Origin of the sequence: Streptomyces sp. NPDC088157, from assembly GCF_044741545.1 — a bacterium.
GTDB lineage: Bacteria > Actinomycetota > Actinomycetes > Streptomycetales > Streptomycetaceae > Streptomyces.
This window is the reverse complement of record NZ_JBIUSU010000001.1, coordinates 1,112,575-1,125,707: the sequence shown is the minus strand read 5'-3', so window position 1 is coordinate 1,125,707 and position 13,133 is coordinate 1,112,575. Positions and strand designations below refer to the sequence as shown.

14 protein-coding genes are annotated in these 13,133 nt (G+C 72.3%); 11 read left to right on the top strand and 3 right to left on the bottom strand.

From position 1 onward, the window contains the following. Positions 1–606 carry a hypothetical protein gene (locus ACIPFH_RS04770; protein WP_356260432.1) on the top strand — a complete coding sequence of 202 codons (606 nt, stop codon included), beginning with the start codon at positions 1–3 and terminating at the stop codon, positions 604–606. Positions 607–624: 18 nt separating this feature from the next. Here ACIPFH_RS04770 and ACIPFH_RS04765 read toward each other — a convergent pair whose 3' ends face one another. Then, positions 625–915 (bottom strand): hypothetical protein, encoded by a 291-nt coding sequence (locus tag ACIPFH_RS04765; protein WP_401823061.1) that lies wholly within the window; start codon positions 913–915, stop codon positions 625–627. Positions 916–1,068: 153 nt separating this feature from the next. On the opposite strand from ACIPFH_RS04765, the gene ACIPFH_RS04760 reads away from it, so the two are divergent. Continuing rightward, positions 1,069–1,815 (top strand): alpha/beta hydrolase, encoded by a 747-nt coding sequence (locus tag ACIPFH_RS04760; protein ID WP_401823058.1) that lies wholly within the window; start codon positions 1,069–1,071, stop codon positions 1,813–1,815. Between the two features lie 106 nt (positions 1,816–1,921). Here ACIPFH_RS04760 and ACIPFH_RS04755 read toward each other — a convergent pair whose 3' ends face one another. Then, positions 1,922–3,262 carry a DUF2252 domain-containing protein gene (locus ACIPFH_RS04755; RefSeq protein ID WP_401823056.1) on the bottom strand — a complete coding sequence of 447 codons (1,341 nt, stop codon included), beginning with the start codon at positions 3,260–3,262 and terminating at the stop codon, positions 1,922–1,924. A gap of 266 nt (positions 3,263–3,528) precedes the next feature. On the opposite strand from ACIPFH_RS04755, the gene ACIPFH_RS04750 reads away from it, so the two are divergent. Beyond that, positions 3,529–4,713, top strand: coding sequence for a winged helix DNA-binding domain-containing protein (locus ACIPFH_RS04750; RefSeq protein WP_401823054.1), 1,185 nt, complete (start codon positions 3,529–3,531; stop codon positions 4,711–4,713). 288 nt (positions 4,714–5,001) lie between these two features. Here the strand turns inward: ACIPFH_RS04750 and ACIPFH_RS04745 are convergent, their stop codons facing one another. Further along, complete coding sequence (locus ACIPFH_RS04745) at positions 5,002–5,316, bottom strand: hypothetical protein (protein ID WP_356260447.1); 315 nt, start codon at positions 5,314–5,316, stop codon at positions 5,002–5,004. 141 nt (positions 5,317–5,457) lie between these two features. Here ACIPFH_RS04745 and ACIPFH_RS04740 point away from each other — a divergent pair, with 141 nt between their 5' ends. The 8 genes from ACIPFH_RS04740 (at position 5,458) to ACIPFH_RS04705 (ending at position 13,031) form a co-directional block, all read left to right on the top strand. Next, a complete protein-coding gene (locus tag ACIPFH_RS04740) occupies positions 5,458–5,817 on the top strand; it encodes an arsenate reductase family protein (RefSeq protein WP_356260450.1) in 360 nt (119 codons plus the stop codon). A gap of 66 nt (positions 5,818–5,883) precedes the next feature. Continuing rightward, positions 5,884–6,672 (top strand): hypothetical protein, encoded by a 789-nt coding sequence (locus tag ACIPFH_RS04735; protein ID WP_401823052.1) that lies wholly within the window; start codon positions 5,884–5,886, stop codon positions 6,670–6,672. A 130-nt stretch (positions 6,673–6,802) separates the two neighbouring features. Continuing rightward, entirely contained in the window at positions 6,803–7,510 is a 708-nt protein-coding gene (locus ACIPFH_RS04730) for a hypothetical protein (protein ID WP_401823051.1), read from the top strand. A 372-nt stretch (positions 7,511–7,882) separates the two neighbouring features. Further along, the gene (gene glnII / locus ACIPFH_RS04725) at positions 7,883–8,914 is read left to right on the top strand and encodes a glutamine synthetase (RefSeq protein WP_401823049.1); all 1,032 of its coding nucleotides are present in this window, start codon (positions 7,883–7,885) and stop codon (positions 8,912–8,914) included. A 415-nt stretch (positions 8,915–9,329) separates the two neighbouring features. Continuing rightward, positions 9,330–9,917, top strand: coding sequence for a winged helix-turn-helix domain-containing protein (locus tag ACIPFH_RS04720; protein WP_356264922.1), 588 nt, complete (start codon positions 9,330–9,332; stop codon positions 9,915–9,917). A gap of 92 nt (positions 9,918–10,009) precedes the next feature. Continuing rightward, positions 10,010–11,047, top strand: a complete 1,038-nt coding sequence (locus tag ACIPFH_RS04715; RefSeq protein WP_401823047.1) for an NAD-dependent epimerase/dehydratase family protein — start codon at positions 10,010–10,012, stop codon at positions 11,045–11,047. Positions 11,048–11,100: 53 nt separating this feature from the next. Then, positions 11,101–12,390 (top strand): sensor histidine kinase, encoded by a 1,290-nt coding sequence (locus ACIPFH_RS04710; RefSeq protein WP_401823045.1) that lies wholly within the window; start codon positions 11,101–11,103, stop codon positions 12,388–12,390. Continuing rightward, the gene (locus ACIPFH_RS04705) at positions 12,375–13,031 is read left to right on the top strand and encodes a LuxR C-terminal-related transcriptional regulator (protein WP_401823043.1); all 657 of its coding nucleotides are present in this window, start codon (positions 12,375–12,377) and stop codon (positions 13,029–13,031) included. The genes ACIPFH_RS04710 and ACIPFH_RS04705 overlap by 16 nt, the downstream gene beginning before the upstream one ends. Positions 13,032–13,133 lie beyond the last annotated feature (102 nt).

Here is a 13,133-nt window from a genome sequence, read left to right as displayed (position 1 = left end):
ATGGGGCTGCTGGACATCCTGCTCGGCCGCACCAAGCCGGTCGTGCCCGACCTGGACCAGCTGTTCGCGCTGCCTTCGGCGGCGGTGACGCTGGAGGCGGCGGCCGGGCTCACCCCGACCGGGCAGGGTGCCGTGTGTTTCGCGACCGTCGAGGGTTCGGCCTTCGAGCAGACGCACCGCGAGGTTCAGGCGCTCCTCGACGCGGACACCGAGCGGACCGGTCCCCCGGTGCGGCTCGTGCGGGACGACTACGGCTACTCCTGGCTGGTCTCGGAGCGCGCTCCCGACCAACTGCCGCTGCTGGTCAATGATCTGCACGCGGTGAACAGCGCGATGGAGGTCAACGGTTTCGGTCCCCAACTGCTGTGCTCGCTCGCCGGATTCGAGGAACAGCGGGCGGCGACGGAGGCGGCGGGCGGGCGGCGGCTGGCGCTCGTGTACCTGTACAAACGGGGTTCGTACTACCCGTTCGCGCCGCTGCCCGGTCCGGGGCAGCGGCGCGACAGCGCACTGGAGTTGCAGGTGCGGGCCGCCCTCGCGAGCGACCTGCGGATCGAGCAGGACCTGAGCCGCTGGTTCCCGGTGTGGGGAGCCCCCGGCCTGTAGGCGGATCGGCCGGGCGCCCTACTTGGTGCGCTCGCGCTCCTGACGGCGGGACTCCAGAGGGCGCTCGCGACGGTAGCGGCGCTCCCACTTGGCCTGCTTGTCACGGCGGTCGCGGTACGCCCTGTACGACGTCGGCGCGGCTCCCGCGCTCGGGGCGGGGCCGGGCGTGGACCCGGCGGACGGCGCGGACGAGTCGAGTCCGTACCGCACGTACAGGAACAGCACGCCGGCCGCGGCGAGCCAGTAGAGCGGGTTTCCGAATCCCAGGACCACCAGGACGACGGCCCCGGAGAGAACGACGGTACCCATGGTGTGCCTCCTTTCCTGGGCAGGGACGACTACTGTGCGTTGTGTTGGGGGTGGGTCGGCGTCTTCAGGGTACGGAATCCGTCACTCACCGTGCATCTCCTTTTCCGCGGGCCCGGAGCCGGGCGGATCGGGCTCCGTGAGTGAATGGAGCGCATGAGCGATCTGTCTCCTTTCACGCACGAGTTCGACGGTGAACGGCTCAGCGGGGTGCACGGCGGCGGCGGTCCCGGAACGGTCACCGCCGTCGTGCTGCACGGAGCCGGCAACGGCAGCAAGGAGCGACTGCTGCCGCTGGCCCGGGAGTTCACCGCCCACGGCTGCCGCGCCCTGGCCCTGGACTTCTCCGGACACGGCGAAAGCAGCGGCGCACTGCGGGAGTTGAGCCTGCGCCGACGCTTCGAGCAGGCGGTCTCCGTGATCGACGCCCATGTACCGGCGGACGGGCCGCTGGCGCTCGTCGGGTTCAGCATGAGCGGGCAGACGGTGGCCGACCTGGCCGCGTTCTACCGCGACCGCGTCACGGCCCTGGGACTGTGCGCCCCCGCGGTGTACGCGGCCCGGGCGTGGGATGTTCCGTTCGGGGAGGGGGACGGGGAGTTCAGCGCGATCATCCGTAGCCCAGGGAGCTGGCGGGAGGCGCCCGCACTCGACGTGCTGCGGGGCTACGAGGGCCGTGCGGTGCTCGCCGTGCCGGGCACCGACACGGTGATCCCGCCGCAGGTGACCGAGGCGGTACAGGACGCGCTCGCCACCCGCGCCCGGTACACGAGGCTCGAACTGCTCGACGCGGGGCACCAGTTGGGCCTGTGGTTCCGCGACCACGCGGACGACCGGCGTGAGTTCGTCACCGCCGTGCTGACCGGCCGGGGCGAGCGTGGGCGGACGGCGACGCACTCCTGACCGGCCGCGGCGCGAGCGTCGGCGGACGACGACGCACTCCCGACCGCCGGGCGCGAGCGTCGGCGGACAGCGACGCACTCCCGACCGGCCGGGCGGCCGCCGGTGGTCAGACGCCCGGCGTCGCGCGGACCACGCCTGCCGCGACCGCCGCGCCCAGGGCCGCGTGGTCCGCGGTGGTCCGGTCGGCGTAGGCGAGGGCGAAGTCGGCGACGGCGCGTTCGAAGGTGTCGGCGCCACCGAGGTAGGCGGCGATGGCGATACGGTCGCCGGAACGGGCATGGGCGCGGGCCAGGGCGGTGCCGCACAGCCGGGCGTACGCCGTGAGCTCGGCCGGGGACATCCCGGCGACGCCGCCGGTCCCCTTCAGATCGCGCAACTGACGCCAGTAGAAGGCGCGGCCCTGCGGCCCGGTCATCCAGCCGAGGAAGACGTCACCGGCGGCCTGGAGCAGCCGCTGCCCGGCGACGACCCGGTGACCGGGGTGGACGTACGGGCCGTTCGGCAGGTGCTCCTCCAGGACGGACGCGCGGGCCTCCTTGATCTGGAGGAACAGCGGATCGTCGGTGTCGCGCCCGGCGAGCAGAACGATGAAGCAGCGGGTGCCGACGCTGCCGACGCCGACGACCTTGCGGGCGGCGTCGACGAAGCGGTAGCGGTCCAGGAGCAGGCGGGGCTCCCCGGTGAGGGTGGAGCGGTAGTCGCAGAAGATCTTGCGCAGGGCGGCGCCGTCGGAGGCGCCCGCGGGTTCGATCAGCGGTGGGTCGTGGATGATGCGGCGGCGCCCGTCGACGACCTCCGTGAGTTTGTGGAGGGCCTGCAGGCCGGTGCGGCGGCGGGCCCGGGTGAGGCTGGCCTCGGCACGTCCGCGATGCCGGGCGGAACGCAGCAGGGGCAGCAGCCGCTCGGCGTCGATGCGCTCGTACCAGACGGCGAGCTCGTCGAGCCGGGACAGCCGTCGCACGGCGGTGCGGTAGGCGGCCACGGCCTCCAGGGCGGCGCGGCGCACCCTCGGCTCGGGGTGGCCGTTCTCTCGGGCGGCCACGGCGACGGACGCGGCGAGCCGTTTTACGTCCCACTCGAAGGGGCCTGGGAACGTCTCGTCGAAGTCGTTGAGGTCGAAGAGCAGCGCCCGCTCCGGGGAGGCGTACAGGCCGAAGTTGAGCAGGTGGGCGTCGCCGCACAGCTGCACGGTCAGCCCGGTGTGCGGCTGCGACGCCAGATCGGCGGCCATGACGGCGGCCGAGCCGCGCAGGAACGCGAAGGGTGAGGCGGCCATCCGCCCGTACCTGATCGGCAGCAGCTCGGGGAGCCGGTCCCGGCCCTGCCGCTCCAGCACGGCGACGGGATCGGGCCGGTCGACGGACGGGACCCAGACGGCGTGGGCGGAACGGGGGACGCGCTTACGGGCGGTCCTGCCGCGTCGGGCACGCTCCTCGGGGGTGGTCATGGGCGTCGTCTCCGCACCACATCGCCTCCCGGCTCTCGGCACTTCCGCGGCGCTTACCGGCCTTGTTCGCAGTGAAGGTCGGGAAGGGGGCGACCGCATGCCAGGTACGCCGAACGGGTGATACCAGGAGGCTTCGACCGCCCTGGGTGGATGCGGGCGTCATCGGGTGTCACGGGAGGCGGGTCCGGTTGTCAGTGGTGTCGGGGAGGATGCGGACAGGGACGGTTGCCGGACGGCGGCAGGGCGACGACGGGTGGAGGCCGGTAATGGGTGACGGGCTGCGGTACATCGGTGTGGCGGAGCGGCGGGCGCGGCTGGCCCTGCGGCACCGGCTGGCTCCACGGGCGCGGGTCGCGACCCCCGAGGCGGTGGCCGACGCGCTGCTCGCCCTGCACGGCTCGGACCCGGCGACGGTGTACCTGGCGGTCGGCGCCCGCCTCGCCGACCCGGCGGCGACGGTGCCGGAGACCGACCGGGCGTTGTACGCGGACCGCTCCCTCGTGCGGATGCACGGTATGCGGCACACCGTGTTCGTGTTCCCGACGGAGTCCACGGCGGTCGTCCACGCCTCGACCGGTCTCGCGGTCGCCGCGCGGGAGCGGGCCACCCTGCTGAAGGACATGGCGAAGGCCGGCGCACCGGACGCGGCCTGGCTGAAGGAGGTCGAGGAGTCGGCGCTGACCGCGCTGGCCCGGCTCGGCCAGGCGACCGCGGCCGAGCTGGCCCGTGAGGAACCGCGTCTGCGGGAGCAGTTCGTGTACGCGGCGGGGAAGCCCTACGAGGGCGTCCACACCGTCGTGACACGGCTGTTGAGGGTGCTGGGGGTGGAGGGCAAGGTGGTCAGAGGACGCCCCCTGGGCTCGTGGACGTCGAGCCAGTTCCGCTGGGCCCTCGCCCCCGAGCACGCCGAACTGCCGGTGGCGCAGGCCCAGTCGGACCTTCTTCGGCACTGGCTGGCGGCGTGCGGGCCGGCCACGGAGGCCGACCTGAAGTGGTGGACGGGCTGGCGGGTGACGGACGTCCGCCGGGCGCTGACGGCGATCGGGGCGCGGGCGGTGACGCTGGACGAGGGGACGGGGTACGTCGTCGAGGACGACGTGGACGCCGTGCCGGCCCCCGCGGAGCCGTGGGCCGCCCTGCTGCCCGGCCTCGACCCGACGGCGATGGGCTGGCAGGGCCGGGACTGGTATCTGGCCCCGGAGCTGCGCCCGGGCCTGTTCGACTACAGCGGGAACGTGGGCCCGACGGTGTGGTGGAACGGGCGGGTGGTTGGGGGTTGGGCCCAGCGGGCCGACGGCGAGATCGTGTGGCGGATCCTGGACGACGAGGGTGTGGGCGGCGAGGCGGAGGCGGCGATCGAGACGGAGGCGGAGCGGCTGGGGGCGTGGCTGGGGGCGACCCGGGTGACCCCCAGGTTCCGGACGCCGGTGGAGAAGGAACTGGTGAAGTGAGCCGAGGCGAGGTGCGGTGAGCCAAGGTCCGTTGGTGGGCCGAGGTCCGGTGCGGTGGGCCGAGGTCCGGTGCGGTGGGCCGAGGTCCGGTGAGCCGAGGCGAGGTGACTCCCCGGACCGGCCGCCAGACGTGGGCGCCGGCCGCCGGCCACCGGCCACCGAACGCCGGCGCCAGGCGCCGGGAACCAGGCCCCAGGCACCGGACAAGGCGCCGGTCATCGACACCGGACATCGACACCGGACGTCAGCGCCGGACACCGTCACCTGTGACGGCGCCCGGCGCCCGGTTCACCGTGAGTACCGCAGCAGCGCCCGCACCATGTGGCACGTCGTGTCCGACGGCGCGTGAACGCCGATCAGCTCCGCCGTGCTGCGGATCTTCTCGTTGCGGGCCTGGTTCGGCATATACACGCCCAGGTCGAGCAGGGCGATCGCCAGGCGCATGGCCTTGAGGCGACGGTTGTGCATGACGTACCAGTCTCGCGGCCGTCCGGGCGGCAACGGCCGCTTCTCGACGGGTACATAGGGCAGATCGAGCTGGACGGAACGCTTCGCTGTGGACTGGGTCGGCAACGGCTTCGGCTTCAGTGCGGCAGCGGGCACAGGCATCCTCCTGTCGCGGTCAGGGCCCGGTCCGGAACCTCCGGCGAACCCTCGAACACTGCTTCTATTCTACCGCCCACCACTGACAAACGCCCCTGATCACAGGGGCTTTCGGCGCCTCCGGCCGCTACCGTGTGCGGCATGGAGATCTGGATCAACCCCGCCTGTTCCAAGTGCCGCAGCGCCCTCACGCTCCTCGACGCCGAGGGTGCCGACTACACCGTCCGCCGCTACCTGGAGGACGCGCCCGATGAGGACGAGATCAGGACCGTACTCGAACGTCTCGGCCTGGAACCCTGGGACATCACCCGCACCCAGGAGGCGGCGGCCGGGGAGCTCGGCCTCAAGGAGTGGGCGCGGGACGCGAGCACACGTGACCGCTGGATCACCGCGCTCGCCACGCACCCCCGGCTCATCCAGCGCCCCATCATCACGGCGGACGACGGAACCGCGCTGGTGGCCCGCACGGACGAGGCCGTACGGGACGCTTTGTCCCGTTAGCCGGGGAGCCAACGATTCGTCCGGCGGCGGGAGTCGGGGCGCCACACGCTGCTACCCTCCGCCGCCATGACCTTCGGTGATCAAGGACTCGGGTTCCCTTCCGAGCAGGAGCACATACGACGGCGTCGGCGGACCCGGCGCACGGTGACCGTGGGGAGCGGTGCGGCCCTCGTCGCCGCCATCGCCGTCGGCACCATGATCGCGGACGGCGACGACGCAGACCGGCCGGCATCCGCTCCCCGGGGCACGGCGGCCACGACCGCCTCGGGCCTCGCGGCCGTCCCGTCCGTGGACGCGAGACTCCCCTCCGACGCCCCCGGCGCGCTCCCCTCGTTGCTCGCCCGCCCCGTCATCCGGCCGGAGCAGGCGTTCCCCTCGACGAACGTCCGCCTGAAGAACGGCTCCCGGTACGCCCGCGTCGACCTGGCCACCACCACCGACTGCGCCGGCGGCATGTCGCCCGAACTCGCCCAGTTGATCGAACAGGGCGAGGACTGCTCCCGGTTGACGGCCGCCCTGTTCACGGACGCCGAGCGGCGCTCGCAGGTGACGGTCACCGTGCTGAGCTTCGAGCGGGTCGAGGACGCCTCGCGCGTGTTCATGATGAGCTCGATGGACCCCGTCACGTATCAGGTGGTCTCGCTGGATCCACCCCCTCAGGCCGGCCTGCCGACGGTGCCGCCCGGTTCGGCCGGAGTCTTCCGGCGGACGATGACCGTCCGGTCGGTGGTGTTCGCGAACGGGCAGTGGGGTGACGGCGCGGAAACGGGAGAGGCCGAACTCACCGCCCAGACAGAGGGGTTGCTCCAGCGCGTCAACGACACCGTGGTGGCGTACGAGGACGGGAAGAGCTGACTCGGCCGCCGCCCGCCGCCGACTCCGCTGTGACGCACGCCACTTCGATTGGCTCCGGCAACCGATGAGCAGCTTCGTTCGGTATCTCGTACATAGCGGCGTACGCTCCCCTACCCCTCAGGAGGCGCGCATGTCGCGCAGGAGAACTCTCGGCACGAAGAAGAAGATCGCGCTGCTCGTCAGCGCCGCGGCGGTGGCGGGCGCCGGGGCCTTCGCGCTGGCGTCCACCTCGAACGCCTCGCAGAGCCCGCAGAACGCCAGGACGCTGTCCGCCGGCGACTCGACCGTCTGCGGGGGGCTGGCCACGGCCCTCGGCAACAACCAGAAGTTCATCGAGGGCCAGAAGGCGAACCCGGACGCGCAGTCCACGGCCCGGATCGCCAACCGTGAGGCGGTCATCGCGCAGATCAAGGTCCAGCAGCAGGCGTCCGGGTGCGTCGTTGGGGAGTCGGCTCAGGACTCCCAGGCGACACAGCCCTCGCAGGCCGCTTCCGCTCCGGCGGCCTCCGCGCCCGCCGCTTCCGCCCCGGCCGCTTCCGCTCCGGCCGGCAACACGGGTAACGCGGGAAACGGCGGTGGTGCCGCCTCCGGCCGGCAGGTCTGCAACGGTTCCACGGTCACGCTCTCCGGCGAGGGCGGTGCCCCGGCCGCGTCGAGTAACCAGTTCCCGGCGGGGACCAAGCTGAAGGTCACCAACCTGGACAACAACAAGTCCACGACCGTCGAGGTGACCTCCGTCTCCGGCAGTTGCGCCCTGCTCAACAACGCGGCCTTCGAACTGGTCCGTGAGCCCGGCAAGTTCCTGATCCGCCGGGCCCTGATCGAGAAGGTGGGGTGAGTCCCGGCCGCCGAGCTCCTCGCTGAGCGGGCGGCCCCGCGGAGCACCCCGTACGAGTCATCGGTCCTGCTGTTCGCGGCCACGAGCAGCAGGACCGACGCGTTCAGGTTCCGCGGAACCCCATCGCATACGAGCCGCCGCTCGCCCCGGTCCGCACCTCCGTGCGCGCCCGGGAACGGCGACTTCCGGGCCGGGCCGACGCCCTCACACCGTGAGCCGCACCACAGAACCACCAGGTAACACGGGGTTCACATTCGAGCAATGACCGGGAAATCGCCTGTTGACAAGCTGCCGGGCAAACAGGCGGCGCCCCAGTGCCGCAGCGCCGCAGCACCCGCAAGTGCGTCAGACACACCCCGAAGGAAGTGGCCCGTGACCTTCAAGGCTGAGTACATCTGGATCGACGGCACCCAGCCGACGGCGAAGCTCCGTTCCAAGACGAAGATCATCGCGGGCGAGCCCGCCGGTCTCGAGTCGCTGGGGATCTGGGGCTTCGACGGGTCGTCCACGAACCAGGCCGAGGGGCACTCCTCGGACCGTGTCCTCAAGCCGGTCTTCACCTGCCCCGACCCGATCCGCGGCGGCGACGACATCCTCGTCCTGTGCGAGGTCCTCAACATCGACATGACGCCGCACGAGTCCAACACCCGTGCCGCGCTGGTCGAGGTCGAGGCCGAGTTCGCCTCCCAGGAGCCGATCTTCGGCATCGAGCAGGAGTACACGTTCTTCCAGGACGGTTACCCGCTCGGCTTCCCCAAGGGTGGCTTCCCGGCCCCGCAGGGCGGCTACTACTGCGGTGTCGGCGCGGACGAGATCTTCGGCCGTGAGGTCGTCGAGGCGCACCTGGACAACTGTCTGGCCGCCGGTCTCGCGATCTCCGGCATCAACGCCGAGGTCATGCCCGGCCAGTGGGAGTTCCAGGTCGGACCGGTCTCCCCGCTGGAGGTCTCCGACCACCTGTGGGTGGCCCGCTGGCTGCTCTACCGCACCGCCGAGGACTTCGGCATCGCCGCCACCCTCGACCCGAAGCCGGTCAAGGGCGACTGGAACGGCGCCGGCGCGCACACCAACTTCTCCACGAAGGCGATGCGCGAGGGCTACGACGCCATCATCACCGCGTGCGAGTCGCTCGGCGAGGGCTCCAAGCCGCTCGACCACGTCAAGCACTACGGCGCCGGCATCGACGACCGTCTGACGGGTCTGCACGAGACCGCCCCGTGGAACGAGTACTCCTACGGTGTCTCCAACCGTGGCGCCTCTGTCCGTATCCCGTGGCAGGTCGAGAAGGACGGCAAGGGCTACATCGAGGACCGCCGTCCGAACGCCAACGTCGACCCGTACCTGGTGACGCGTCTGATCGTCGACACCTGCTGCTCGGCCCTGGAGAAGGCCGGCCAGATCTGATCCCCCGGTTCTTCCCGGAAGGGGCGCCCGCCGACTCGGCGGGCGCCCCTTCCGCATCCGCGCTGCCTGGAAAGCGACCACCCGGGCCGTGGACCGACGTCGACTTCGCGTCAGGAAGCGTCCAAGCAGTGAGAGGAGGCTCCTGTAACGGGCGGGTGTCTGCTTCAATGGGGCCATGGCCAGTTTCCAGAAGTGCACCGCGACGGGTCGCCACGACCTCGAGCCCTTCTGGCCTTCCCGTCAGCACCATGACTTCGACCGGGTGTGTTGCCGCGCGATGAACGCGCCGGCCCTCTAAAGCCGTACACCCCGGCCTTCGGCCAGCGCGCACGACGTACGTCCTCGACGAGCCCGACCACGAATCGCGGCCGTCGTCCTCCCCGACGAACTCCTCGCGCGAAAGAGCTGACCTCTCATGGCGACCACTCGTTCCCTCTCCTCCGCTCCCAGCCTCAGCCCCTCGTCCGCCCCGGCCCGGCACCGTCTGCGCGCCGTGGACCGGGACGAGGTGGTCGACGTCGCGGACTTCCTGCCGCCGGGCGCGACCTGGCTGCCCGCTCCCCCGCACACCCTGCCCACCCTGCCGGGCCAGCCGCCGATGATCGGCTACCTGGTGCTCGTCCCGGCCGACCAGCAGCCGCCGTTCCTGCCGGTGGCGGTCCCGGACCGGCCAGCGGCCGACGAGGCCGCCGAGGCGGAGGGCGCCGGGCGCCCGCTCGTGCGGATCGACCCCGTGCAGCGCACCGCCGCGGTGGACGGACAGGCACTCGACCTCACCTACCTCGAGTTCGAGCTGCTCGCGCACCTCGTCGCGTTCCCGAACCGGGTGCACACCCGCGACCAACTCGTCACCACGGTGTGGGGCTACGGCCACGTGGGCGACGGCCGCACGGTCGACGTCCACATCGCCCGGCTGCGCCGCAAGCTGGGCGCACAGCACCGCCAGTCGATCCAGACGGTGCGCCGGGTCGGCTACAAGTACATCCCGCCGACGGGCCACTGACCCGCTCCACCGGCCCGCTCCACCCGCCCGCCTCGTCTGCCGACGGCAGAGCGCGGTTCCCTGCCGCGTCCGGACGGGGCACAGTCACCGGTATGAGACTTCTGGTGCTGGGTGGTACGGAGTTCGCGGGACGGGCCGTCGTCGAGGCGGCCCTCGGGCGCGGCTGGGACGTGACGGTTCTCAACCGGGGGCGGCACACACCCGCCCCCGGCACCCGGTCGCTGACCGGTGACCGCACCGCGCCCGGGGGACTCGACGCCTTGGCCGAGGGCGACTGGGACGCCGTCGTGGACACCTGGTCGGCGGCGCCCCGCGCGGTGCACGAGGCGGCGCGGCTGCTGCGGGGCCGCGCCCGCCGGTACGTGTACGTGTCGAGTTGCTCGGTGTACACCTGGGCCCCGCCCGCCGGGTACGCCGAGGACGCGCCCGTCGTCGAGGGCGCCGGACCCGAGGCCGGGCAGACCGACTACGCCCGGGACAAGCGCGGCGGCGAGCTGGCCGCGCTCGACGCCTTCGGCGAGGAGGGTGCCGTCCTCGTACGGGCCGGGCTGATACTCGGCCCGTACGAGAACGTCGGGCGGCTGCCCTGGTGGCTGACCCGGATCGCCCGCGGCGGCCCGGTCCTGGCCCCCGGCCCGCGCGATCTGCCCCTGCAGTACGTGGACGTCCGCGATCTCGCCGAGTGGATCCTCGGCGCGGTCGAGCGGGAGCTGAGCGGGCCGTACAACCTGATGAGCCCGCAGGGCCACGCGACGATGGGCGAGCTGCTGGAGGCGTGCGTGCGGGCCACCGGCTCGGACGCCGAACTGCGGTGGACCGCACCGGAGATCGTTCTCGACGCGGGCATCGAGCCGTGGACCGAGCTGCCCGTGTGGGTACCGCCGGGCAGCGACATGCACGACGCCCTGCACGCGGCCGACGTCTCACGGGCGGTGGCGACGGGGCTGTCCTGCCGTCCGGTCGAGGAGACCGTCGCCGACACCTGGGGCTGGCTGACGTCGATCGGCGGTACGGCACCCCAGCGTCCGGACCGCACCCGCAAGGGCCTGGACCCGGAGGTGGAGGCGAAGGTGCTCGCGGCGGCCACCGGTGGAACGGAGCCCGGGGGTGTACCTGACACCACCCCCTGACCGGGGGCGTCGGCCCCGTGACCGCCGGTCCGCGGCTCGGCGAGACTGACGGCATGAACACCAACACGAAGAGCGGCGACGGCGGTTCCAGGGCACGGGGGATGGTGCTCGCCGCCGGTCGGGGGCTCGCGCTGGCGGTCGTAGCGCTGCCGGCGGCCGTCCTGGGACTCTGTCTCTCCCTCGTGTCCATGGCCCTGATACCGATCGGGGTCGGGGCCCTCACCACGCCCTATGTGGTGCGGGGGGTGCGTGCCTACGCCGACCGGCGGCGGGCGCTCGCCGAGCGGTGGGGCGGGGTGCGCGTCCCGTCGGCGTACCGGCCGGTCCCGGAGACCGCCAACCCCTTCAGGCGCACCTACGCGCTGCTGCGCGACCCGGCGACCTGGCGGGACCTGCGGTGGCTCCCGGTGGACATGACGGCGGGCTTCCTGACCGCCCTGCTGCCGGCCGTCCTGGTCCTCTATCCGCTGGAGGGGTTCGCGCTGGCGGCCGGGCTGTGGCGGACCATGACCGGAGGGCCCTACGGCGCGTACGGACCGTACTGGTACGGCTTCGTACCGGTCAGCGATCAGGCGACCGCGTTCGGCGCCGCCGCCCTGGGGGCCGTCCTCCTCGTGGTCGCCCACCGGTACGCCGTCAGCGCGTTCCAGGTCCACTTCCGACTCACCGAGGCCATGCTCTCCCCCAGCCAGGCCGAACTGGCCGAGCGGGTGAGGGTGTTGACGGAGACCCGACGGGACGCCGTGGACACCTCCGCCGCCGAGCTGCGGCGCATCGAGCGGGACCTGCACGACGGCGCCCAGGCGCGGCTGGTGGCGATGGGCATGGACCTCGGCACCGTCGAGATGCTCGTCGACAAGAACCCGGAGAAGGCGAAGGAGCTGCTGGCGCAGGCCCGTCAGTCGTCCGCCGAGGCGCTCTCCGAGCTGCGCGACCTGGTGCGCGGCATCCATCCGCCGGTGCTGGCCGAGCGCGGACTCGGCGACGCCGTACGGGCGTTGGCGCTGCGGCTGCCGGTCGCCACCGAGGTGAACGTCGATCTCGGCGGCGGCCGCGCGGACGCGCCCGTGGAGTCGGCGGCCTACTTCGCGGTGAGCGAGCTGCTCACCAACGCGGTCAAGCACTCCGGCGCCGACCGGATCTGGGTGGACCTCCACCACGGGGCGGGTCAGCTGCGGATCTCGGTCACCGACAACGGCGGGGGCGGCGCGGCCACGGGGGCCGGCTCGGGTCTGGTCGGTGTCGAGCGGCGGCTGGGTACATTCGACGGCGTCCTGGCCGTCAGCTCTCCCGCCGGCGGTCCCACCATGGTGACCATGGAGATCCCTTGCGTGTTGTCCTAGCCGAGGACCTCTTCCTGCTGCGGGACGGTCTCGTCCGGCTGCTGGAGGCCTACGACTTCGAGATCGCCGCCGCCGTCGAGAGCGGGCCCGAACTGGAGCGGGCGCTCGCCGAACTGGAGCCGGACGTCGCCGTGGTCGACGTGCGGCTCCCGCCCACGCACACGGACGAGGGTCTGCAGTGCGCGCTCCGGGCCCGCGCCAGGAGGCCCGGGCTTCCGGTGCTCGTCCTGTCGCAGCACGTCGAGCAGCTGTACGCGCGCGAGTTGCTCGCCGACGGCACCGGCGGGATCGGCTATCTGCTGAAGGACCGGGTGTTCGACGCGGAGCAGTTCGTGGACGCCGTACGGCGGGTCGCGGCCGGCGGTACGGCGATGGACCCGCAGGTGATCCAGCAGCTGCTGGCCCGGCGCTCGGGTGACGGCCGGGAGCCCGTGGACCGGCTCACCCCGCGCGAGCGGGAAGTGATGGAGCTGATGGCGCAGGGCCGCTCGAACGCGGCGATCGCGGCCAAACTGGTCGTCACCGAGCGGGCCGTCGCCAAACACACCGCGAACATTTTCGTGAAGCTGGGCTTGGAGGTCTCGGACGACGACAACCGCAGGGTGCTGGCGGTTCTGGCCTATCTGGACCGGGATCGCTGAGGCGCCAACTGCTGCGTCATGTGAGGGTTTTGGGATTGTTTGGTCGTACGGAACTCTCATCAATTTCTGAGCGGGCTGAACACCTGTGAGGCGTGGTGCGTA